Here is a 24513-nt window from a genome sequence, read left to right as displayed (position 1 = left end):
TTTGTTTTATATCAAAATTTGTAGGTGTAAGATACAGAGGGAATAATGGGCATGATACCTATCGTTTTAAAACAAGGGACGTATTTGTATGGATCTATATACCCGCTATTCGGCTCTGACGGGGCGGTGTAATTGGGGTTCGGGACTTTTTTGTCAGACTTGTAAATCATAAACGGATTCATCCGGCTGTAGACATTATATATACTGATATTCCAGATTCCCATCCTTCCGCTTTTCTTGGGGCGGTATATGTTTATGCCCAAATCAAGCCTGTGGTAAGCAGGTAGTTGATAATTATTTCTTTCGCCGTAATAGTCTAATTCTTCATAACTATAATACCGTTCCTTGCTGGAATCCTGATAGTAGCTTGTTGGAACGATACCTTGGTAATTCTCCAGAGACAATGTCGCCCGATTACCCGATGCGTACGACCAGGCAGCCGAAAGCTCTACTTTGGGGGAGACTTTATACATAGCCACAATATTTAGCTTATGGCGATTGTCGTACTTGGACGGAAAGCGTTTTCCCTCATTCAGGTCGTCAAACTGGCGATCGGCCCACGAAAGGGTATAGCCTACCCATCCTGTCAACTTGCCGGATTGCTTCTGTACCATAAACTCACCCCCGTAGGCTCTTCCTTCTCCGGAAGCCATCTTTTCTTCCCAAGAGCTGAAACTCGGCAGAAAAGTGTAGCCGTCGCGATATTCCAACAGATTGTCCATTTTCTTGTAGTATCCTTCTATTGATAAATCGAAGTTGCCCAATGAGTTATTCCAGTTGTAATAAGCGCCGAGGGATACCTGGTCGCTTATCAGTGGTTTGAGGTGCTTTGTTACCGGCATCCAGGCATCGGTGGGCAGGTTCATATAGCTATTGGCCACCAAATGTACATATTGATACATACGCGCATACGAGGTTTTCAGGCTTAGGTCGTTGTTGATAAGCCAGCAAAGCGACAAACGAGGCTCTAGCCCCATATAGGTTTTGCTATCAATATTGAAGATACTGTATCGTATCCCGCCATTGGCACGAAAAGCTTTCGATAGAGTCCAGTCATCTTCTGCAAAAGCTGAAAGCTCCTTTGCCCATAATAGTTCGTTGGCAAATACGGCACCTATTTCATCATTGTTTGATTTGTCGTTGAAAACGGAACGTGTCTGGCTATGCTCGGGACGAAAACGATGCATCATCAAATCACCCCCAAAGCGTATATGGTGTGATGATGAGGGGAAATAATCAAAGGATGTACGAAGCCCGGCATCCATGATACCTGTTACACTGGATGTTTCCTTAAAATACTCTTCGTAATCCTCCGTTCCCTTTTCATTGTTCGTATTTCTTTGTGATTGCTTCATCGACGAGCGATACTGGGTATAAACACCCGATAGTTTGCCGAACAGTTTATTATTGAATACATACGTCCATCCGGCAGTAGCCATCAGATTACCCCAGCGCAGGGAGGCATCGTTTTTTTCTTTGAAAGCGTCTTCATCTCCTACATTAAACCATTCATTTCCGCCCTTTAATATGTCATTCCCATTGTAAAGGCTGACAAACATTCGGCTCCGGTCATTAAAATGGTGATTCAATTTCACGTTCAAGTCATGAAACGCATAGCGGGCATTGTTTTTTTCTCCGTTTTTCTTGGTTATGCTGTTTGCAATGGCAAAGCCCGGAGCCGTAAGTACATCGAGCCACGTACGGCGCAGAGCTACGGCAAAGGAAGTACGATCTTTAACGATAGGCCCTTCCAGGCTTACACTTCCTGAAATAAGCCCGACGGTAGCACTTCCATGAAATTCTTTCATGTTCCCCTCCTTGGTATGGATATCTACAACTGAAGAAAGCCGGCCTCCATACCTGGCAGGAAAGCCGGCTTTATAAAAATCCATTCCACGGACAGCTTCTGAGTTAAAAGCAGAAAATATACCGCCGACATGGCTTACCTGGTAAATAGGATTCCCATCTATCTGAAACAGGTTTTCATCAACACTTCCTCCTCTCACGTACATTCCCGAAAAGCCTTCCGTACCTACGGATACACCCGGAGTCAGTTGTAATGTCTTGATTATATCCGCTTCGCCAAACATAACCGGAGTAGCCCGGATCGTCTGTTGGCTTATCTCCAATTTACCCATATGCGGACTTTGCACTGGTTGGCTTTCCAGGCCGGAAGCCACTACAACTACTTCCTTCAGAGCTATACTAGATTCCAGGTCAACCGTTAGGGTGGTGTCATTTCCCAAGCCTTTGAAAGATATTACCTTACCTTTATAGCCGATATAAGATACAGTAAGGTCTATATCTCCTGGATTCAGGGCTATGCTGAAAAAACCATAATTGTTTGTAGCTGTCCCCTTGCGGGTCGCTTTTTCGTATACGGAAGCTCCAATTAGCGATTCCGATGAGGCTTTATCTCTTGCAAATCCGCTTACAATTACCTGCTTAGGCTTTCGTTTCAGGACAATGTACCGGCCATTTACCTGATAAAGTATCGGAAGCGGAAGAAACAATTGTTTCAGACAGCTCTCCAAAGGTTCCAGTTTTACCGTAAGGGATACTTTGGGCAATCCTTGTAATAATGCCGATTCGTATGAAAAATAGATCCCGGCCTGCTGTTCAATCTCTTTCAGTACATCTTTCAATGGCCTTTCTTTCATGTCGAGCGTAATAGGGGAGTCGCTTATTTCTTCCTGTGCATAAAGCTTATTTCCAATACATTGTAGTAGCAATACTCCTAAAATCATCAATCCGATAAATCGTTTTTTCTCCATTCCTTATTATTTTGTAGGCAGTTATATGTATTTGTTTATCAGTAAGACAAGGAAAGTTCAAAAAACCCCTATTCAGTTCAGAAGATAATTTTACAATTTATAACGAAGAAGTAGTTTAATCAGGTTGGATCTTTAAAACAGGTGTAAAGTGTTCACGGAAGTATATGCTTTACATATTTATCTTTTTTATGTAGAGGTCTGCCTTTGATGGTGTAGCCGATACTCCAGTATAGGAATTGCGCTTTGGTGAAGTTGTTGGCCCGGATACCAAAGGTGCCAAAAATATTGTCTTTCAGATAGGCTTTCACTCCGATTATCTGATAAAAACGGGAACCATATAATAGATTACAACCTAAGTTGGCAAAGAAAGAGATGCGATCGAAAGTTAGTTCGCCTTTCATTGATATACCGAGTGAAAATCTCTTATAGGCGGATCCTAATTTAACCCTGTCATAATATTGACCGTCTTCGGGATGTATTTGTCTCCACACTTTAATCCCTGCACTTTCATCATATACCAACTCCATGCTGGGACCCCATTTATATTTATAATTATTGGCAAACATGGTCGCATAGCTAAGACCGAATACTTTGAAATTTTTGTCTAATAATCGTGAAGGAAGACCTGTTCCGGTTGTATCTACCCATGCCTGGCGGGAGGAGATGGTGACCATTATGTCATAGTCTATATGTTTGTCGAATGTAGGAGGAGTAAATGTATTTCGCTTTGAAGGATTTACAGGCTCATAATCCAGGTTGTATACAAGTTCGACAAAAGGAGCAAAAAGATTAACGCCTTTGTTCGGCAGTCGTTGCGCCCCATTGGAAAAATGCGTTAGCCCCAGTCCAAAGTTTAAATCCCACTTATCATTGAGCCGGTTTTTCAGGTAAACATTAGCTCCGACGTGTATATTTGTGGCAGAACCCAATGCTATATTGTCGGGATTATCGAATACGTCATAGGGAGTCCAGTTAAACGACATGCCGAGGTTTAACTCATACTTCAGCGATAAACGAGGGTTGAATATCTTTAGGTCTCCTCCCTGAAAAAGATAGAGAGAGATAGGGTTTCCCAAGGCTTTCTTGTTAAAAAACCTGGCAGTGTAAATACCAACGCCGTAGTAGGGCATACCATAGGCGAAATCTTTCCAACTGTCACCTTTGGAGTATATTCCATATTTAAAAGATAAGGAACCATAGGAAGGAGTAGCGTTTCCATCGCGTATATAATCATTGCTGGGAATAACCAATCCTCCCATTCCGTTTAATGCAAGGAAGCGGGGTGTTTTCTTTTTGACGGATATACTGTCGGGAGTGGAAATTACGTCAGCATAACCACCTCTTATTGTAAGGAAAAAAAATATGGTTAATAATAGATATATTCTTCTCATTGTCTCTCACAGAGGAAAAAAGTTATCTCCTGAATTGTATTTAGAATAAATTATAATTAGTCCGTAAAACTTTAAATTCGGTGCGACGATTGATCTGGTCGGCAATTTCCTGTTGTTCGGGGGGCAAAGTTAAGATAAATTCTTCAGTTAGTACATCTCCGTCTTTTAAGAAATTGAACTCTTCAGCCATCTTCTTGTTGATCACTTTTGGTACACTTTCGCCATATCCCTTGGCTTCCAGACGATCCGAAGCAATTCCTCCAGCAATTAGGTAGTCAACAACCGACTGCGCCCTTCGCTGAGCCAACCTTTCGTTATATTCGTCGGTACCTTTCCGGTCGGTGTGAGCTCCCAGTTCAATGGTAACGTTCGGGTTGTCGTTCAGCATTTTGATCATATCATCCAGTCCCTCTTTGGATTCAGGGCGTAGGGTTGCTTTGTCAAAGTCATAGAAAATATTTTCGACAACAACCGGACGGTAAATAGGGGAGAGGAAGAAGTCTACAATATATGTTTCATTCTTTTCTTCCGGCCCGGTTTTTAACTCAAAGTTCTGATTCAGATATCCCCGTGCGCTGGCCATCATCACATAGCTTACATCGCGTTCAAGTTCGATGCGGTATGTTCCATCTTTTTTAGCGATTGCCTTTTTGTTTAAGCCGTCACGTCCGACAATTTGTATGCTAGCATTCTCTATCGGATACTCGTCTACATCGAATACTATCCCTTCTATAAACACAGTAATAACGGGTAATTCAAAGGAATACAGATGGTCATTCCCACGCGCATCATTCCGGTTGGAACTAAAAAAGCCTTTTTCTCTCCGACTGGCAAAGGTAATTCCAAAGTCGTCTCCCATTGAGTTGATAGGCGCTTTCATGTTTTCAACATGCCAGTTACCCGTACTGTCTTGTGTTGCTTTAAAGATGTCTAATCCTCCCATGCCTGGGTGACCATTGGACGAAAAATACAAAGTGGTTGAATCCCGCACATAAGGAAACATCTCATCACCAGGTGTATTGATCTGTGGTCCTAAGTTTTCCATCGGACCGAAGCCATTGCCAAAGATACGAGCCCGGAAAATATCTTTTCCGCCATATCCGCCCACTGCATCAGACACAAAATACAGGTATTTCCCATCCGGAGAAGCAGAAGGATGTCCTAATGCCGTGACCGAATCTTTAACGATTGCAGCTCTTTGTCCTTTTCCCCATGCGGCATTGCTACGGGTAGAAATATAGATTTCCGAAGTACGCGACCCTTCCGGATCTTCCGAACAGTAGGTGTAATACATCGTGTTTCCGTCGGGAGAGAAAGAGGGGGTTCCTTCATCAAATTCGGTATTTACGGCATCTTCCAGTTCCACCGGGTTCAGCCAGTTTCCGTTCTCGTCTTGTTTAACTACGAAAAGGTTATTGTTGTTCAAACCTGTAATGGCGCTTACCTTGGCCTCTTTATCTTTCGACCGGGAAGAAGCAAAATAAAGTTGGTCATAGTTCATCCCGTTTAGCATCGGGCTGAATTCGGAACGTTTGGAGTTGAACTTGTCCATGCGTTTTACCTCATAGCGGGTTGGGTTCTGTCGCCAGACAGGAGCCTGTTCACTCCCTTTAATACCGTTAAGTGCCAATACACTTGTAGGGTTTACCTGCAGGAAATCATTATAATATTTAATGGCGTCATTGTAGCGCCCGTTCTTATGATGCATTTGTCCCAGTCGTAGGTTTACGATACTGTCAGGGTAGTTGTAGCGAAGGGCGTTCGTATAGGCGCTGACGGCCCGGTTTGTATTATTGATCAGGCGGTTGCAATCAGCCATGCGGAAAGCGATGTATCCACGTAAATCCCTGTCTTTGGGAGGTGTCTTTGTATACACTTTCCGGTAAATAGCTGCAGCCTCATAATATTCACCAATCCGCTGCTTTTCTTCCGCATCACTTAACTTTACCGATTTACAGGAAAAAAGCAATAAAACGGATAGAAAGAATACGATATAATTAACCCAAGATTTTTCCATTCAAAACTATATTGCGCGTGCAAATATAACGAAATCAAAGGGTTCTTATTGCATAAATGAAAAGAAACAACAAAGGTGTTGAGGCTTAAATTCATAAGTTCCAACGCCTTTGACTATTATAGCATGATTACAAACCGGGTTAATCCGTCATTATAGGTACGTAAAGAGAAGGTGTATCCGTGTTTTAATAATACTTCGCGAATGAAGATAAGGCCTAAGCCCTGTCCGTTAGGTTTGGTAGAGAAGAAGGGGCTGAACAACTTGGTTTCTGTTTCTTTGTCGATTCCTTTTCCGGTGTCTGCAATTTCCAGCCTTACCGGATCGGCTGTTGTGCGGATGTAGATCTGTCCGTTATGTCCAATCGATTCAGCCGAGTTCTTGATAATATTGAGCAACACCTGCTCGAACAAAAGGCTGTCTACCTGTATGATGGGGGAAACTTCGCTGAGCTCCATGTTGATTTTGATATTCCGGTTCAGGCAGACATTCTCCATAAATCGTTTACCGGCAATAACCAGGGAGTTTAGATCATGCTCCTGTAGCTGAGGTTCTGGAATGCGTACTACATCAGCAAAGTTTGTGATAAAGCGGCTCATGCTGTAACATCGCTCGATGGCTACCTGCAATACTTCGCAGATATCCTCTGTTCCCTCCAGCTGCTTGAATGTATTATCCAATGTGTCGAGGGTAGACGTAATGCCGGCTGTCGTGTTATTAACTTCATGGGCAATCATGCGTATTACCTTTTCATAAGCTTTTTTCTCAGCCTTGAATACCTCTTCCGTCAGCGATTCTATCAGGTAGAAAGATTGATGAAAGCCCCGGTTGATAAACGAAGAATGTGTACATTTATAGATGTTGGCATCGCTTAAGCGGATGGTTTGCGAGGTATATTGCTCGATCAGTAGTAGCTCTGTAGCCAGGAGGGAATCGATCTCCACCAGGTGCTTGCCGCTGATATCTTCTTCCGATTTGATGTTGAACATCTTACAGGCTGCCGGATTGATGGATAATACTTGCTGATCCAAATCCAGAATGATAACTCCCATAGGAGAGGCTTGGATTAATAAGTCCAGAAAGTGGTTTTGCTCCCGTAAGTGTAACCGCTCATTTTTAAGCTGTTCCATCATTTTGTTAAACACATCTACTATACGGTCGGCTTCAGGCTGTCCTACCTGTCGCAAGCGGGAACTGAAATCCTGTTCTTTCAGCAGATCCATCCCGTCGCCTATCACCTGTAAGGGCTTAATGATGCTACGATAGAAGATAAACAGATAAATAGCCGTAACAACAACCAGCACCTCTATGCAGGCAAACATGAAAAAGGAAGAGTTATAGAAGACATAGTAGGTTGTTATTGATAAGATTATCAATAATAAAACCGTTAATATCCAAAATAAACCCTTTAGTCTCAAGGTATAATGATGTTATATTTTTCCAAACGTCTGTACAAAGCAGCACGACTGATACCCAGGGCCGAAGCTACATGAGATAAGTTGCCGGCATATTTCTCTAATGCCTGAACGATGGATTGTTTTTCCAGCTCATCCAGTGTGAGGCCATCGAAGGAGATATTTCCTTTAGTGCTCTGCGTATCTGTATGTTGATTGGAAAAGTCTGCGATATCCAATGTCGATTTCCCCGAAACCAGCATCGTTCGTTCTACCAGATTCTTCAGTTCCCGTATGTTTCCCGGATAGGGTAATTGCTGTAAGTAGCTGAGAGAAGCGGGTGTAAACTTCACTTTCGGTAGCTTGTTTATTTCCGATTGTTTGTCTGCAAAGTATTGAGCCAACAGTGGAATGTCTTCTCTTCGTTCGCGAAGGGGAGGCAGGTGAATGGTTATCAGGTTGATACGGTAAAAGAGGTCTTCCCTGAATGAGCGGTTGTCTACCATTTCCCGCAGGTTGCAGTTCGTTGCGCTGACTACGCGCACATCTACCTTGCGCGGACGGCTATCGCCCAATACCTCAAATGTGTGGTCTTGTAATACACGTAAGAGTTTTACCTGGCAAGAAAGCTCCAGATCGCCAATCTCGTCTAGGAAGATGGTACCTTTGTTGGCCATCTCAAAACGGCCCGTACGATCCATGTAGGCATCGGTAAATGCTCCTTTTTTATGGCCGAACATCTCGCTCTCAAAAAGGCTTTGAGGCAGACCGCCCAGGTTTACCTTTACGAACGGCTCTTTCGCACGGGGGCTGTTGGCGTGGATGGCTTCAGCAATCAACTCTTTCCCAGTACCACTTTCACCCGTAATCAGAACGGAAGCGTTGGTTGAGGCAATGCGTGAAACAGTGCTCAGCACTTCCATCAAGGCGTTACTTTTCCCTATAATCTTGTTGAAGTGGAATTTATTGTTGGCCTCACTTCTGTTGATCTGTACTTTCTGTTCCTTGTCCTGTTCACTCAGTGTCAGGGCTGTACGGATCGAGTTTAATAGCATCAGGTTGTTCCAGGGTTTGGTGATAAAGTCGAAAGCGCCCGCCTGCATCCCTTGTACGGCCAGGGAAATCGATCCCCAGGCTGTTATCAGAATGACCGGCACGTCCGGGAGGAGCACCTTTACCTGCCGCAGGAGCTGGATGCCCTCTTCGCCGGTAGTGGTGAGTGTAAAGTTCATATCCATCAATATCAGCCGGGGGGGAGCCGAACGTACAACGACCAGAGCCTCTTTTGGCCCGGCAACAGCTTCCGTTTCATAACCGGCATGCTTTAACAGGAAGGTTAGTGAAGAACGGACGGCGGCATCATCATCGACTATCAGGATCATATATTTTTCAATTTATCACTTAAAAACAAAGTTATGGAAAAGAAGCAGAAAAACAAGGGCTTTTATCTCCGGCCTCTGATTATCTCTTCAAACTCTGCATCCAGTGTGGTATCGCTTATGAAATCGTAGAGTGTGACACTCCGGATATTGTAAAAGTAATTCCAGTACTTATGCAGTTCGTCTATGTGCTTTAATTTGGTTTCGTCTTTCGACTTCTGAGCGTCATTCAGATCAAGGATATTTATTTTTCCGATCAGGAAGGTTTCAATCGATGTCTTATAGCGCTTTTCGGCGATTACGTCTGCCTGTTCGGCTATCTCCAATTGTGCCGCCTGGTTGTTGAATCGCTCCACCAGTAGGAAGATATCCTGGTTGAAGTTCATCTGTTCCTGCCTGGTTTTTGAAAGAATTACTTCGCGGTTTGATTCGGCTACCTTTACCTGTCCCTTTCTTTTGCCCCAGTCCAAGAGCGGGATTCGCACACCTACTTCCACGATCTGATTCCCCTTTAAATGGTCGTATGCCTTGTTGAACGTCCGGTCTTTCCCGGTATAACCCACAGAGGCGTACAGGCTGATATTGCGCTGATTCCCTTTGGCGGTAGCTACGGCATAGTCGGCTTCTAATTGCTGGCGCATGATATTTTTCGCGAAAGAGTTGTTTTCCTGTGCCTTTTCAAGCACCGTTTGATATTGCATCCGCAGGGAAGGAGCCAATTCCGGCAAAACAGGCTCTATTACATCCTGTTCGCTTAGTCCCAGAAAGGCGCGAAGCTGAAACATCCGGGCATTCAGATTAGACTGTGCTTCGGTAACAAGCCCCTTAGCCTGCAAAGCCGAAAGGTTCAGTTGCATTAACTCACTTTCCGAGATGTGCCCGATCTCCCTCTTGGCGATTGCTATTTCATATAATTTATTCGCATTTTCCAGGTTTTGATTGGCAATAGCCAGATTCTCTTTAGCATATAATAAACTAAAGAAATAGCTAATGGTGGAGATTGTAACCCCTTCAACGCTTTCTATATAAGCCGCCTTGGCCTCTTTATAACGCAAGGGTTCGATACGTCTTTTCCATTTCTGATCGTTTACGCCAAAGATAGGCTGAGTAAAGGTTATTCCTACCGGGATACTCATAAACTCGTTGTACACCGTACCTCCCAGTTGCCGTGTAAAGTCCAACGAGGTATTTAAGGATAGCTTACCCCCCGTCAGCGGCACATTCTGGTCGATAGATATCTCTCCGCTAATCCCCAGCCAGTTGTTCTGTACATATTTATACGAACCATCCGACTCCTGGTATCTTCCGTAATTATTATTGTAGGAAGGAAGTGTACCGATGAAGTTCACCTCCGGTAACTGTTCAGCCTGATGGGTACGATATTCCCAGTAAGCCGTCTTCAGCTCGTTTAAGGCTACAGCGGCATCTACCGACTGTAACTGGGCTATCCCGATAGCTTCTTTCAAGCCAAGCCTGATGATGTTTTCTTCCTCCTCCGCATAAGCAACGGCAGCGATTGTCAGTAACAAGCAAATAAATAGAATTATCTTTTTCATTTTCAGCATACATCTTTTCCCAGCATAAAGGCAAAACCTATGCCAAAAACGTATCTATTTGATAACCTTGCTTTTTAGCCCTTCCTTTTGTGTCCGAAAACGAACAGGGTGTTCGCTTTTGCAATTATGATCTATGTCCCACAGTTGTTGAACATGTGTTCTACAACTGTTGAACTTGAATTCTACAACTGTTGAACACATGTTCAACAATTGTGGGACATAAAAGAAGTCAATAAAAATCACCTATCTTTGCAGCTTAATTCGTAAAGCGATGGCCGGTTTATACATTCATGTTCCTTTCTGTGCCAAGCGATGCCTGTACTGTGACTTCTTTTCCAATACGGAAATGAAGTATAAGGAGGCGTGGCTGTCTTCCGTGCAGAAGGAAATGGAATTGCAGAAGGACTATCTGAACGGAGAGCCCCTTGAAACCATCTATCTGGGGGGAGGTACGCCTTCCCAATTATCCGCAAAGGATCTGGAGAGCATCTTTGAAACCATCTACCGGCTGTTTACAATAGAAGATAATCCGGAGATTACACTGGAGGCCAATCCGGATGACATGAGTCCGGAGTATGTGCAATCACTCCGTAGTTTACCCGTCAACCGGATCAGTATGGGTGTGCAAAGCTTTCAGGAGCGGGATCTTCAGTTTCTGGAGCGGCGGCATAACCGGGAACAGGCGATCCGCGCCGTCTCTTTGTGCAAGGAAAATGGCTTTGAGAATATCAGCATCGACCTGATCTATGGCCTTCCGGAGCAAACAATGGCCGAATGGGAAGAGAACCTGGCGGAAGCGCTTCGGCTGGACGTACCCCATATCTCCGCCTACCATCTTATCTATGAAGAAGGCACCAAACTGTACAAGCTAAAGGAGGCCGGAAAGGTGAGGGAAGTAGACGAAGAGTTAAGTATCTCCCTGTTTTCACGCTTGATAGAAGAGTTTGCGACAGCTGGTTATCTTCATTATGAGATATCTAATTTTGCGCGTCCGAATATGTTTTCAAGGCATAATACTTCGTACTGGACAGGGAAATCGTATCTGGGAATCGGCCCGTCTGCCCATTCGTATAATCAGGAGAGCAGGCAATGGAATGTTTCTTCCCTTATACATTATATTAAAGGTATAGAAGCCGGTCAGCCGGATATTGAGATTGAAAAGTTAAATATTTGCAACAAGTATAACGATTATATTATAACAAGCTTAAGAACCATGTGGGGAGTCAGTCTTGGCTACCTTTTGACAAAATTTGGCAAAACATTCCAAATGTATTTCTTAAAGCAAGCAGCTTCGTATATTGATGACGGGTTACTTTTAAGAAAGAGTGACAAAGTGCTATTATCCCCTTCCGGGATATTCATTTCGGATGGTATCATGAGTGACCTTTTATGCGTATGAGTTTTATACAAAACCGGGGTTTTTAATGACGAACCCCCCTGGATTTAAGGATATCTTCGCGTGCTTTTAGAGATATTTGGGTAAAAAAAGCTTTGTAATCTAAAAGTTATATTTATATTTGCGTCGTTAATGTGAGAAGGTGCCATATTTGTATATCATATCAGGTTGCAATGGTGCGGGAAAGACAACAGCATCCTACACAATATTGCCAGAAATGCTAAAGTGTAAGGAGTTTGTCAATTCTGACGAAATTGCGAAAGGACTATCGCCCTTTAACTCGGACAGCATTGCTGTTGCCGTGGAAGCAGGCCGGATTATGCATAGACGAATGAAAGAGCTCATCGCAGCTGGTGAGACTTTCGCCTTGGAAACCACACTCGCCACACGTTCTGTCGTTAAATTAATGCAAGATGCACAAGAAAAGGGTTATTATGTAACATTACTCTATTTCTGGCTTAACACGCCTGATTTGGCTGTAGAACGAGTGAAGATGAGAGTTGCTGCCGGCGGGCACAACATTGCAGAAAGCACTATCCGCAGGAGATATGATTCGGGAATACGGAATCTGTTCGAGCTTTACCTGCCAGCCAGTGATTACTGGATGATAACAGATAACTCGATGTCGCCGATGGAAGTGGTAGCAAAAGGATTTAAAACTGATAAAAAAGAAATATTTAACCTCAGTGTTTATAATAAACTTGAACAGTATCAATATGAATGAACAAGAGATTAGAGAATTCGAGGAAAATGTAGTTAAAGGTGCTAACATTGCCTTCCAACGCTTGGTTTCTGAAAAGAAAAAAGAGAATGGAGAATTGGTTTTCTCTCGTAATGGACAGATTTTCCGGGTAAAAGCGGCAGATTTAGAAAAGTTTGGCGTATGATTTGACTCTACATTTTATCTCAAATACTTAAAACAGCGTAAATAATACTGATGAGGTATTATTTACGCTTTTTCTCTTTTTATTCTTTTAGTTCCATCTCGTTCAACAAATAGCCGGCTCCGGCATATTTGTCAATAACAAATAAAACATAGCGGATATCTACAATAATGCTTCGCTGATAGTCGGGTAGATATTGGATATCTCCACCTACGCCTTCCCAGTTACGATCGAAGTTTATCCCGATCAATTCTCCCTGATTGTTTAATACCGGGCTTCCGGAGTTGCCACCTGTGCTGTGTGTGTTGGCGGCGAAAGCTACAGGCATCTTACCATTGGGCATTTGGTATCGTCCGAAGTCTTTTGTGTTGTATAATTCCTTTAATTTATCGGGGACAACGAACTCCCAGTTGTCGGGATCTTCCTTTTCCATTACACCCTCCAGAGTAGTTTGGCACTGATAATAATCAGCGTCTCGTGGACTGTATCCTTTGATTTGTCCGTAGGTTAGACGCAAGGTTGAGTTGGCGTCGGGGAAATTGGCCTTGTCGCCATACATCGCCAGCAAACCTTTCACGTAGTCGCGGTGCGCCAGGGAATAATCAGCTTCAAACTCCATTAAAGCTTGTGTCAGGTTCTTTTTTTCGTCCTGAATAGATGTGGCAAAAAGGATCATCGGGTCTTCTTTCAGCGCTTTAACGGAAGGACGTTGTGCAAACTTGCTGAAGTTGGCATCGCTTCCATAAATGGATTTTTCGAAAAGGTAATCTACATAGCGGTCTACATCCCCTTTGAATTTCTTGTCTATAACAGCAAAGGCGGCAGGTTGGGATTTCTCCGGGATCAGACGGCGATATTCTTTCAGCATTACCTTGGCGATCTTTTTGTCCACTTCGGGGGCATAATCTTTGTTTGCAAAGCGATGGTATGCCAACTCCAGCAAACGGATCTGGTTCTGCTGTTCTGCTTTGTCTTTTCCTCCCAGAGCGTCTATGACGGCTTCGATATCCGTAGGAACCCTTGCAAACTCAATGCCGCGAGCCAGGGCTTCGTCCAGCATCCAGTTGCGGAAGCGCAGGTCTTTCCGATCTGCCACGATACTTTCCAGCAAGAGCAAGGCCTCTTTGTATTCCGGTAAGTTCTTGTTGGCAGCCCATTCGAGTAGTTTGTCTTGCTCATTCTTCTTTACTGTCTCGAAGTTGCGTTTGTTTATTGCCCAGTTTGTCCCGATAGCATTTTTGTATGCGTTGGTAGAGCCGGCATACTTGCTTGAGTACTGTATACGCACGGCAGGGTCTTTCAGCATTTCTTCCAGCATAACCTCCTGACGTAAGTTCCGGACATTAATCCGCACGGCATTGTCTATGTCCCGTCGCTCAGCTACTTCCCAGGAAGTGTAATATTTGTTGGTACGTCCGGGGAATCCTATCATCATGGCGAAGTCATCTTCCGCTACTCCCTTGAGAGAGATCGGGAACCAGCGCTTGGGGCGAAGTGGTACATTGCTCTCCGAATATTCTGCCGGATTACCGTTTGCATCTGCATATACACGGAAAACAGAAAAGTCTCCGGTATGGCGCGGCCACATCCAGTTGTCGGTATCTGCTCCGAACTTTCCGATAGAAGAGGGGGGAGCGCCTACCAAACGTACGTCCGAATAGATTTTTTTAGTGAACATGTAATATTGGTTTCCGCCATAGAAGGCCCGGATTTCGACTTCCGTGCCCGGATTGTTTTGCAGGAAAGATTCGCCCACCTTCTCTTTAGCCAGGTTATTCAGGAACCTGGGGGAGAGGAAGTTCATGCTGTTCGGGTCATCCTCTTTTGCCAACTCGGCTTTCACATAATCCGTTACATCTTCAATTTTGTCGATAAAGGTTACCTTTAATCCCGGATTGGGAAGTTCCTGCTCGCGCGACATTGCCCAGAAGCCATCCGTCAGGTAATCATGCTCTAAGGAGCTGTGCTGCTGTATCTGACCATATCCGCAATGATGGTTGGTCAGCAACAGGCCTTCCGGAGATACGATCTCTCCGGTACATCCTCCTCCGAAAATAACCACAGCATCTTTAAGAGAGGCTGCGTCCGGATTGTAAATGTCATAATCCTGTAGTTTTAAACCCAAGGCCTGCATGTCGGCAAACTTTTGTTGTTTGAGAAGGGGAAGTATCCACATCCCTTCGTCGGCACTAAGTGGCAATGACAAGATTGTAGCCATTACCCATAAAACATATTTCTTCATGGTATTGCTATTTATATAGATTTGTTTTGTTGTTTGTGTCATAACTGATCTTTCCATTGGCTGTATGGCGTTCTTGAAAGCATGGAGTTGTAATAGCGTCTGTCCAGGGATACTTCTTTGCCTGCCCAGTCCGGCATTTCAAAGGTTTCATCCTCAGATGTAAGTTCGATTTCCGCGATCACGAGCCCTTCGTTTTCACCATGAAAGACATCTACTTCCCATGTGTGATTTCCTACCGGCACATAGTGACGTACCTTGTCGATGATGCCTGAAACACATAGTTTCATCAGTTCTTCTCCGTCGGCCAAGGGTATTTGCTGTTCAAACTCATAGCGGCTCCAGAATTTCTCATCCGAAGGGCCTTTGATGGTCAGAAAGGCATCGTCTCCGCTTATGCGTACCCGAACGGTACGCCCCTGATCGGCACAGATATACCCCTGTGTAATCCGCTTCGCGCTTGTTGCCTGTTTGGAAAAATCGCCGATAACAGTAAATTTCCGTTCTGTTTCAATCGCCATTTTCTCTTTTATTTAATGGTAACCATTGTGGCACCGAATCCGTACTCCTTGAAAGAGGCATCCTGGTATGAATAGTTTTTGTACTTTGATTTCAGCTCCTTTTCGATAGAACTACGCAGAATACCATCCCCTTTGCCATGAATAAAAACGATTTTCTGCCCCTTTTTATTGGCATACTGAGCTAATACTTCATGAAACTTGTTTAGCTGATATTCCAGCATATCGGCATTGCTCAGCCCGTTGGTATTATCAAGCAGTTGGTTGATATGCAGATCTACTTCCAGTATAGGAGCATTTATTCTTTTCCTGGCGGGTTTGTGAGCCGGGCTCTCAATACGGATTTTCTCTTGCATGGCCTCCTGAAGTTCCGCAGCAGAAACAAGTAACTCCCTTTCAGGTAAGTCACCTCTGACTACCGGGAATATCAAGGCATCTTCTTCAAAGAAGTCGTTCTCCATAAAGCAATGGATCTTATAGAACTTAACTGTGTCAATACGAAGTTCTACTGATACGGCATTCTTTAACGAGTAAGGCTTGTCTTTCTTGAAAGCAATAAGCTGCACGCAGACCCGCTCCAGGCTATTCAGGTCTTCTTTCCCGAATTCTTCCATAAATATCTTGGTGTTCGGCTCAATTACTCCGTTATAGCGGCTTATCCAGCTGTTATGCTGCCTGCTCATGTAGTTAAAGAACAAATAGTAGTTGCTTTCGTTTACAAAATAACTCTCATAGCCGCTTTGCTGCATGGCTTTGGGTTCGAGCGGAAGATAGGCCAGAAACACATTCAGTCGTTCTCCTTCAGCTGTCTCTTCGGGTATGAATTCTTCTTCCTTTTCTGCTTTCGGCTGAGGGGCTGCAACTACCGGAGCCTGCTCTTTAGGTTTGGCAGTATGCTTCTGCGAGTCCAGATGTTCTACAACGACCAACTCTCTGAGGAGTGCCGGGATTTCAAATCCGTCATCCCCTTCCACCATTACCTGGTCTTTACCCTTAAAACTGCGCACAACACCGCCTCCCACACTGTTCAGGAAGCGAACTTTATCTCCTATTTTTATATTCATATCTTCTTACACGTTGTTATCCCGACAAAGTTCACTAATTTTGAGCAGATTTTAAAGGAATGATTGCAAAAACTCAACAGATACGAATGGAGGAGTACGATTATCCGTTGCCTGACGAACGGATAGCGAAGTTTCCCCTGCCCCAAAGAGACGAATCCAAGCTGCTGCTATACAGAAACGGCGAAGTAAGCGAAAGCATATTCAGGAATATTAGCGAGTATCTTCCGAAAGACTCCCTGCTTGTGTTCAACAATACCCGCGTTATTCAGGCCCGCCTGCTTTTTCGTAAGGAAACCGGAGCAAGTATAGAGATATTCTGCCTTGAACCGGTAGAACCGCATGATTATGCGTTGGTTTTTCAGCAAAAGGAGCGGTGTACCTGGCTCTGCATGGTAGGCAATCTGAAAAAGTGGAAAGAAGGAACTTTGTGCAGAAGTATCCAGCTTAATGATACTACTGTTCGCCTGAAAGCCGAGAAAAAACAATCGTTTGGCGAGACCCACTTGATAGAATTCAGCTGGGATCATCCGGATATTTTGTTTGCCGACTTACTGGATGCGGTCGGTATCCTACCCATTCCTCCTTATTTGCATAGGGAAACGGAAGCGAGCGACCTGCAAACCTATCAGACGGTTTATTCTAAAATTAAAGGCTCGGTAGCAGCTCCTACAGCCGGTTTGCATTTTACGCCGGAAGTGTTGGCAGAGTTGGATGCACGCGGCTTCAGCCGGGAAGAACTCACCCTACATGTAGGAGCCGGAACTTTTAAACCCGTTAAGAGCGAAACCATCGAGGGACACGAGATGCACACAGAGTTTATATCCGTGAACCGCTCTACAATAGAACATATACAGAAAAAGGCAAGTAGTATTATAGCAGTAGGTACTACCTCTGTTCGTACGCTGGAAAGCCTATATTATATAGGTGTAATGCTGTCGGCCAATCCCGAAGCTACTACCGAAGAACTGGTGGTGAACCAATGGATGCCGTACGAGGAGTCTAACAACCGCCTTCCTGTAGAAGAGGCGCTGCAAAACGTCTTGATGTACCTGGATAAGCATAAGCTGGATAAGCTGATCACTGCCACGCAAATCATGATTGCTCCCGGATATGAATTTAAAATAGTCAAAGGAATTATTACCAACTTCCACCAGCCCAATAGTACCTTATTGTTATTGGTTTCGGCCTTTGTAAAGGGTAAGTGGAAGTTGATTTACGATTATGCGCTCTCGCATGAATTTCGCTTTCTAAGCTACGGAGATAGTTCCCTGCTGTTATCGTCTGACAATTAAATAAGAGAAATATGAAACTGACATATATCTATCATAGTTGCTACGTGTTGGAAACAGACGCTTTTGCCATCATTTTTGATTATTATAAAGACTCAGGCAAATCGCCTCTGGAAGGGTATGTGCATGACGAGTTACTCAAAAAGAAGCAAAGGCTTTATGTACTGGCATCGCATATGCACCCGGATCATTTCAACCCGGATGTGCTGAAATGGAAGAAAGAGAAAGAGGATATTGTATATATCTTTTCTTCGGATATCCTGCATGAGGGTAAGGCGAAGATGAAAGACGCTTTGTACCTCAAGAAAGGGGATGTTTACGAAGACGGGAATATTCATGTAAAGGCTTATGGCTCTACGGATGTGGGTGTATCTTTCTTGCTGCAGACAGAGGGAAAGCAAATCTTCCATGCCGGCGACCTGAATAACTGGCACTGGATGGACTACTCCACCAATGCGGAAGTTGAAGAAGCAGAAAAGGCGTATTTATACGAACTGGGGCTACTGGCAAAAGAAACCAATGCTTTGAATCTGGCGATGTTTCCTGTTGATCCGCGCCTGGGGAGAGGCTATATGCGGGGTGCCGAACAATTTGTATCGGCTATCCGGACTTCGTTATTTGCTCCCATGCACTTTGCCGAAGCATACGATAAAGTGGCTGCTTTCAAGGCATATGCCGAAGCGCAGCATTGCCGCCTTTTGCCATTGAGTAGTAAAGGACAAACATTTGAATTATAACTAAAATAACAGACATGGAGATTAAAGGAAGATTTGATCATTTCAATATTAATGTACTTGATCTGGAAAAGAGTATTGCCTTCTATGCTAAAGCCTTGGGCTTGAAAGAGCATCATCGGAAAGAAGCAGCCGACGGTTCATTTATCCTGGTGTATCTGACCGACGAACAGACCGGTTTTCTGCTGGAGCTAACCTGGCTGAGAGACCACAAAGAGCCATACGAACTGGGTGAGAATGAAAGTCACCTTTGCTTTCGTGTAGGAGGTGATTACGAGGAAGTCCGTAAGTTTCATAAAGAGATGAATTGCGTTTGTTACGAGAATACCTCCATGGGGCTTTACTTCATAAACGACCCGGACGATTACTGGATAGAGATACTTCCCGTAGTACATAAATAACGCAAATTGGTACCAAAAAGATGTTTCATTCCATTGCATCTTATCAGATTCCTGCTATATTTGCTTCCCGATTGAAAATTCATTATTAATCCTAAATATAGAATCATGGAGAAGCCTTATGTAGTAGGTATTGATATAGGTGGTACCAATACCGTATTCGGCGTAGTAGATGCAAGAGGGTCAATCTTGTATAGTGGATCGATTAAAACCGGTAAACATTCGGATATAAACGATTATGTAGAAGAATTGGGCAAAGCCCTGGGAACTGTAATAGAACAGGCAGGCGGCAGCGATAAGATTAAAGGTATCGGTGTAGGTGCGCCTAACGGTAACTATTTCAACGGTTGCATTGAATTTGCCCCGAATCTTCCCTGGAAAGGTAAAATACCTTTGGCACAATTAATCAGTGAGAGACTAAACGGTATCCCTGTTACTTTAACAAATGACGCTAATGCCGCAGCTATCGGTGAGATGACTTACGGAGCAGCTCGTGGTATGAAAGATTTTATTGTTATCACACTGGGAACAGGTGTTGGTAGCGGTATCGTAATTGGTGGAAACTTAGTATACGGACACGACGGATTTGCCGGAGAGCTTGGACACGTTATCACACGTCGCCACGGACGGATGTGCGGATGCGGACGCGAAGGCTGTCTGGAAGCGTACACTTCTGCAACAGGAGTAGCCCGCACAGCGCGCGAATACCTGGAAAGCCGCAAAGACGAGAGTGTATTGCGCGATTTGGATCCTGCAGAAATTACGTCAAAAGACGTATATGATGCAGCGATGAAGAATGATAAAATCGCACTCGAGATCTTCCAGTTTACCGGAAACATGCTGGGTGAAGCATTTGCTGACTTTATCGCATTTTCCAGCCCGGAAGCCATTATCTTGTTCGGAGGGCTGACAAAAGCCGGCGACCTGATCATGAAACCGATCAAGGAATCATTAGAGCAAAATGTGCTGAAAGTGTTTGAAGGAAAAACAAAACTTTTATTCTCACAACTAAAAGAAAGCGACGCAGCCGTATTAGGCGCCAGCGCATTAGGTTGGGAAGTAAAAGAACCAAGCACTACAATTTAAATAATTGACAGTTGAAAATTGAAAGTTGAAAATGAATAAGAACCCATTTTCAATTTTCAATTTTTCATTTTCAATTTCATACGAAGTATGACTCTCCATCCTTTGCATCAGTTTGTTTATTGTCCGGCTTGTGGAGCTAAGGCTTTTGAGGCGCGGAATGAGAAGGCTAAGCAGTGTACTGTTTGCGGTTTTACCTATTATTTTAACCCTTCCGCCTCAGTGGCCTGTTTTATCAAGAATGCAAAAGGAGAATTATTGCTTGTCCGGCGTGCTAAGGATCCGGCTAAAGACACATTAGACCTGCCCGGAGGCTTTGCCGATATGTATGAGTCGGCCGAAGAAGTTGCCCGCCGGGAAATACAAGAAGAAACCGGACTCACCATAAGCAGCTGCCGATATCTCTTTTCCATCCCCAATGTATACCCATACATGGGCTTTAATGTTCATACATTAGACCTTTTCTTTGAATGCTATACCGACAGTTTCGACAACGCCAAAGCCAATGACGATGCCGCAAGCATCATTATCCTCCCCCCAAGCAAACTCAATCCCGAAGACTTCGGACTACAATCCATCAAAAAAGCCATCGAAAGATATTTGGGTAAATAATAATTTATATATTTGTAAAATGTATAACAAAACAGAGATATTATGACAAACTTAACTGTGGATAGAAAAAAGTATCAAGCAACAGGTCCGCTTTCTGCTCCGGCTGTATTTTCATCAAAAGAAGAACTTCAAAAAGACATTATAGAAGCTATAGGAGAAATGGAGAGGGGGGAATTAATCAACTATGAAGAAATAAAAAGCCTGCTTGAGCAATATAAATGATAGTGAAATTTACGAACAATGCCAAACTGAAACTGACCGAGATACTTAACTATTGCTTACAGGAATTTGGAAGAAATGTGACGGATCGATTCGCAGAAATAATAAAAGAAGACTTATTATTATTGGCAGCAAATCCATGCATGGGGCGCAAAGAAGATTTATTTTATCAATCAAGATATATTATTCGTTCCTTCCCGGAAGGACATTACAGGATTGTCTACTGTATAAATGATGATCAGGATGCGATTGTAATATTAACGTTCTTCGATTGTCGTCAGGATCCATTCAGTCTTGAAGCGGAAATAGAGTAAGCTTTTTAGCTAACGAGCAAAAAAATATAGCTAACGAGGAATTTTTTCCGGGACGTTAGCTATTTTTATTTACAGGCGAGCTATTCGTATTGAAAGTGAAGGCGATTAAGTCTTTTTGCCTGTTTCTTTAGCTGTAGTTTCCGTCGTTTCAATATCTTTGCAGGAGTTTTGCTCTAAATCATGCAACAATAAATAGTTGAGATACGTTATAATAATTATAGACCTTATATTAAGCGAAGGAATGATGAAAAAAGTACTAATCCCGTTGTGCCTGACAATTTTTATATTTTGTGCTCATGGGCAACGGTCGTATCAGTTTGATGTATCCAGTCGTCTGTTTACAGAGGGGAAAGAACTGTTCTATCTAAAAAACTATCCGGGATGTATTGACAAACTACAAGCCTATAAACAGCAGGTAGCTACAGACGCCACCCTGATACAGGAAACCGATTTCTTATTGGCGTATGCTGCTTTTGAGCAGGGACGTGCCAATTCAGCCGAATTATTAAAAGAATATCTGAATACATATCCTGATTCACGCCATACCGACGAGGTAAACTTCCTGATCGGCTCGGCTCACTTCGGGCGGGGCGAATATGAAAAGGCAATCTTCTTTTTCAATGATGCCAATATAGATATGCTGAGTTCCGAGCAACAGGAAGCTTACAGCTATCGCCTGGCATATTCGCTGTTGCAGACAGGGGATATGGAGAAAGCCCGGGGCTATTTTATGCGTATCAAGCAAATAGGAACCACCTATCGGGAGCCAGCCTCTTACTATGTAGCGTATATTGATTATGCCACCAAACAATATAATGAGGCATTGGTAGAATTCAGCCGCCTGAAAGAAGTTCCCGCTTACCGGGAGCAATCTCAGTACTTTATTACACAAATTTATTTTGTGCAAGGCCGCTACGACCGCGCCATTAAAGAGGGGGAAGAATTACTGACTAATTATCCGAACAGCGAAAACAATTCCGAATTGTACCGTGTGATAGGTAACTCTTATTATCGTCTGGGCGATCAGAAGAAAGCTATTGCCCAACTGGACAAGTATGTTGCCTCGACAGATAAGCCGTTGCGCGGCGATTTGTATATATTGGGTGTGTGCTACTATAACGAGGGCAATTATCCGAATGCCATCAAGTACCTGGGGCAGACAGTTACCACAGAAGATGCGTTGACTCAGAATGCTTACCTGTACCTGGGGCAAAGTTATCTGAAAAGGAACGACAAAAATAATGCCCGTATGGCTTTTGAAGCGGCTGCCACTTCTTCTTTTGACAAACAGGTGAAAGAGGCTGCTACATACAACTATGCGCTTTTGGTACACGAAACAGCTTTTACTGGTTTTGGAGAATCGGTTACTGTGTTTGAGAACTTCCTGAATGAGTTCCCTGATTCACAATATGCAGACAAGGTGAATGATTATCTGGTAGAGGTGTATCTTACCACCAAGAACTACCAATCGGCGCTTACTTCCATTGAAAAAATCAAACGTCCCAGTACCAAGATACTGGAGGCAAAGCAGGATATTCTTTTCCAGTTAGGCACACAAGCCTTCACGAATGTAAAGCTGGATGAGGCCGTAAGCCTGTTTACCCGCTCCATTGATATGGGCGCCTACAATACCGAGTCGCGTAATAATGCTTACTTCTGGAGAGGTGAATCTTACTACCGGCAGGGAGCCTATACCAAGGCAATCACTGATTATCGCACCTACCTGAATAATACCCGCCAGCGGAATACAGATATGTATGCATTGGCGTATTATAACTTGGGATACAGTTATTTTAAACAGCAGCAGTACAATGACGCACTCACGAATTTCCGGCAGTATGTAAGTCAGGAAACAAACCAGCGTTCCGAGTCGTACGCAGATGCTTACAACCGTATCGGCGATTGCCAGTTCCATAATCGCCAGTTTGCACAGGCCGAAGAAAGTTACAACCGGGCCGCCGCCGTATTACCCTCGGCCGGTGATTATGCCGTCTTCCAGAAAGGATATGTCTTAGGCCTTCAAAAGAATTACACAGGCAAGATTAACGCGATGGATAAGCTGATCAATGATTATCCGGATTCGCGCTATGTTCCTGATGCACTTTTTGAAAAGGGACGCTCTTACGTCTTGTTAGAAAATAGTCGTTCGGCTGTTACTGCTTTTGAATCACTGATGCAGCGTTTCCCGCAGAACAGCCTGGCTCGCAAAGCCAGCGTACAATTGGGCTTGTTATATTACAATGACAACCAACCGCAAAAAGCTGCCGAAGCCTATAAGAAAGTAATCAGCGCTTATCCCAATAGTGAAGAGGCGCGTGTGGCTTTGCAAGACCTGAAGTCTGTATATATCGACCTGAATGATATCAATACCTATGCCCGCTATGTCAATTCATTGGATGGTAGCGTAAAGATAGAGATATCCGAGCAGGATTCACTCACCTATATTGCAGCCGAAAGGCTATTCATGCGGGGCGATTATGATGGTGCCCGTCGCAGCCTGACTACCTATCTGCAAAACTTCCCGCTGGGAGCTTTCAGCTCTAACGCGAATTACTATCTGGCAAGTATCGCTTTCAATAAAAAAGACTATAAAGAGGCCAAACGCTTGTTCACAGCTGTAACACAAAGCGGCGATACGAAATTCAGGGAAGATGCCTGGGCGCGTAAAGCAGAGATAGAATATCTGGAAAAAGATTATACAGCAGCCTTAGAGAGCTTCAAGCGCTTGCAGCTTGTTGCGGAATCGCCTGAAAACCGGGAAGCCGCCAAGCTGGGAGTGATGCGTTGCGCACAATATACGAACCAATGGCAGGATGCCCTGATCGGAGCAAACGATTTGCTGAAAGAAAGCAAACTATCTCCGGAAGTGAAAGCGGAAGCCCAGTATGTGCGTGCCAAAGCCTATATCAGCTTGAATCAGGAAAGTAAAGCCTTGGCTGATTTGCTGGAAGTAAGCAAAGATACCCGCACGGCGCACGGGGCAGAGGCGAAATACCTGCTGGCCCAGTTGTATTACGATACCAACGAAGATAAAAAAGCGGAAGATCTGTTGATGAACTTCATAGAGAACGGAACTCCGCACCAATATTGGTTAGCTCGTGGTTTTATTGTACTGGCTGATGTATACATCCGTCAGGGAGATGATTTCCAGGCACGTCAGTACCTTACCAGTTTGCAGAACAACTATAAGGCGAATGATGACATTGCCGGTATGATAGAAAACAGATTGGCTAAACTTAAGAAATAAAGAGGACG

At 43.9% G+C, this 24513-nt stretch carries 20 protein-coding genes; 11 read left to right on the top strand and 9 right to left on the bottom strand.

Annotation, left to right across the window (positions count from 1 at the left end; genetic code table 11):
- Positions 1-11 precede the first annotated feature (11 nt).
- The 6 genes from M2470_RS11970 to M2470_RS11945 all read right to left on the bottom strand — a co-directional run bounded on the left by M2470_RS11970 (position 12) and on the right by M2470_RS11945 (position 10508).
- Positions 12-2774: a TonB-dependent receptor gene (locus M2470_RS11970; protein WP_280745115.1), complete on the bottom strand. Its 2763-nt coding sequence runs from the start codon at positions 2772-2774 to the stop codon at positions 12-14.
- Between the two features lie 152 nt (positions 2775-2926).
- Positions 2927-4165, bottom strand: coding sequence for an acyloxyacyl hydrolase (locus M2470_RS11965; protein WP_280745116.1), 1239 nt, complete (start codon positions 4163-4165; stop codon positions 2927-2929).
- Between the two features lie 40 nt (positions 4166-4205).
- Positions 4206-6182: an OmpA family protein gene (locus tag M2470_RS11960; protein ID WP_280745117.1), complete on the bottom strand. Its 1977-nt coding sequence runs from the start codon at positions 6180-6182 to the stop codon at positions 4206-4208.
- A 116-nt stretch (positions 6183-6298) separates the two neighbouring features.
- Positions 6299-7597, bottom strand: a complete 1299-nt coding sequence (locus M2470_RS11955) for an ATP-binding protein (RefSeq protein WP_280745118.1) — start codon at positions 7595-7597, stop codon at positions 6299-6301.
- Entirely contained in the window at positions 7594-8955 is a 1362-nt protein-coding gene (locus tag M2470_RS11950; RefSeq protein WP_280745119.1) for a sigma-54 dependent transcriptional regulator, read from the bottom strand. The genes M2470_RS11955 and M2470_RS11950 overlap by 4 nt, the downstream gene beginning before the upstream one ends.
- 62 nt (positions 8956-9017) lie before the next feature.
- The gene (locus M2470_RS11945) at positions 9018-10508 is read right to left on the bottom strand and encodes a TolC family protein (RefSeq protein WP_280745120.1); all 1491 of its coding nucleotides are present in this window, start codon (positions 10506-10508) and stop codon (positions 9018-9020) included.
- A 271-nt stretch (positions 10509-10779) separates the two neighbouring features.
- On the opposite strand from M2470_RS11945, the gene hemW reads away from it, so the two are divergent.
- The 3 genes from hemW (at position 10780) to M2470_RS11930 (ending at position 12791) form a co-directional block, all read left to right on the top strand.
- Positions 10780-11907 (top strand): radical SAM family heme chaperone HemW, encoded by a 1128-nt coding sequence (gene hemW / locus M2470_RS11940; RefSeq protein WP_280745121.1) that lies wholly within the window; start codon positions 10780-10782, stop codon positions 11905-11907.
- Positions 11908-12046: 139 nt separating this feature from the next.
- Complete coding sequence (locus tag M2470_RS11935) at positions 12047-12628, top strand: zeta toxin family protein (RefSeq protein WP_280745122.1); 582 nt, start codon at positions 12047-12049, stop codon at positions 12626-12628.
- Positions 12621-12791, top strand: a complete 171-nt coding sequence (locus tag M2470_RS11930) for a hypothetical protein (protein WP_280745123.1) — start codon at positions 12621-12623, stop codon at positions 12789-12791. Before M2470_RS11935 ends, M2470_RS11930 begins: the two co-directional genes overlap by 8 nt.
- Before the next feature lie 79 nt (positions 12792-12870).
- Here M2470_RS11930 and M2470_RS11925 read toward each other — a convergent pair whose 3' ends face one another.
- The 3 genes from M2470_RS11925 to M2470_RS11915 are packed head-to-tail and all read right to left on the bottom strand — an operon-like array spanning position 12871 to position 16609.
- Positions 12871-15030, bottom strand: a complete 2160-nt coding sequence (locus M2470_RS11925) for a S46 family peptidase (RefSeq protein WP_280745124.1) — start codon at positions 15028-15030, stop codon at positions 12871-12873.
- Between the two features lie 38 nt (positions 15031-15068).
- Positions 15069-15548, bottom strand: coding sequence for a CYTH domain-containing protein (locus tag M2470_RS11920; RefSeq protein WP_280745125.1), 480 nt, complete (start codon positions 15546-15548; stop codon positions 15069-15071).
- Between the two features lie 8 nt (positions 15549-15556).
- Entirely contained in the window at positions 15557-16609 is a 1053-nt protein-coding gene (locus M2470_RS11915; RefSeq protein ID WP_280745126.1) for a DUF2027 domain-containing protein, read from the bottom strand.
- 59 nt (positions 16610-16668) lie between these two features.
- Between M2470_RS11915 and M2470_RS11910 the strand changes: the two genes are divergently transcribed.
- The 8 genes from M2470_RS11910 (at position 16669) to M2470_RS11875 (ending at position 24505) form a co-directional block, all read left to right on the top strand.
- Positions 16669-17901, top strand: a complete 1233-nt coding sequence (locus tag M2470_RS11910; RefSeq protein ID WP_280745127.1) for an S-adenosylmethionine:tRNA ribosyltransferase-isomerase — start codon at positions 16669-16671, stop codon at positions 17899-17901.
- Positions 17902-17912: 11 nt separating this feature from the next.
- On the top strand, positions 17913-18635 hold the full coding sequence (locus M2470_RS11905) for an MBL fold metallo-hydrolase (RefSeq protein WP_280745128.1): 723 nt from the start codon (positions 17913-17915) through the stop codon (positions 18633-18635).
- A 14-nt stretch (positions 18636-18649) separates the two neighbouring features.
- Positions 18650-19033 carry a VOC family protein gene (locus tag M2470_RS11900; RefSeq protein ID WP_280745129.1) on the top strand — a complete coding sequence of 128 codons (384 nt, stop codon included), beginning with the start codon at positions 18650-18652 and terminating at the stop codon, positions 19031-19033.
- Positions 19034-19138: 105 nt separating this feature from the next.
- On the top strand, positions 19139-20116 hold the full coding sequence (locus M2470_RS11895; protein ID WP_280745130.1) for an ROK family protein: 978 nt from the start codon (positions 19139-19141) through the stop codon (positions 20114-20116).
- Positions 20117-20203: 87 nt separating this feature from the next.
- The gene (locus M2470_RS11890; RefSeq protein WP_280745131.1) at positions 20204-20725 is read left to right on the top strand and encodes an NUDIX domain-containing protein; all 522 of its coding nucleotides are present in this window, start codon (positions 20204-20206) and stop codon (positions 20723-20725) included.
- A 42-nt stretch (positions 20726-20767) separates the two neighbouring features.
- On the top strand, positions 20768-20947 hold the full coding sequence (locus tag M2470_RS11885; RefSeq protein WP_280745132.1) for a hypothetical protein: 180 nt from the start codon (positions 20768-20770) through the stop codon (positions 20945-20947).
- Positions 20944-21258 (top strand): type II toxin-antitoxin system RelE/ParE family toxin, encoded by a 315-nt coding sequence (locus M2470_RS11880; RefSeq protein WP_280745133.1) that lies wholly within the window; start codon positions 20944-20946, stop codon positions 21256-21258. Before M2470_RS11885 ends, M2470_RS11880 begins: the two co-directional genes overlap by 4 nt.
- 244 nt (positions 21259-21502) lie before the next feature.
- The gene (locus tag M2470_RS11875) at positions 21503-24505 is read left to right on the top strand and encodes a tetratricopeptide repeat protein (protein ID WP_348524220.1); all 3003 of its coding nucleotides are present in this window, start codon (positions 21503-21505) and stop codon (positions 24503-24505) included.
- Positions 24506-24513 lie beyond the last annotated feature (8 nt).

The sequence above is a fragment of the Parabacteroides sp. PH5-46 genome, assembly GCF_029892785.1.
Taxonomy (GTDB): Bacteria; Bacteroidota; Bacteroidia; order Bacteroidales; family Tannerellaceae; genus DFXE01.
This window is presented reverse-complemented; position numbering and strand designations above follow the sequence as displayed.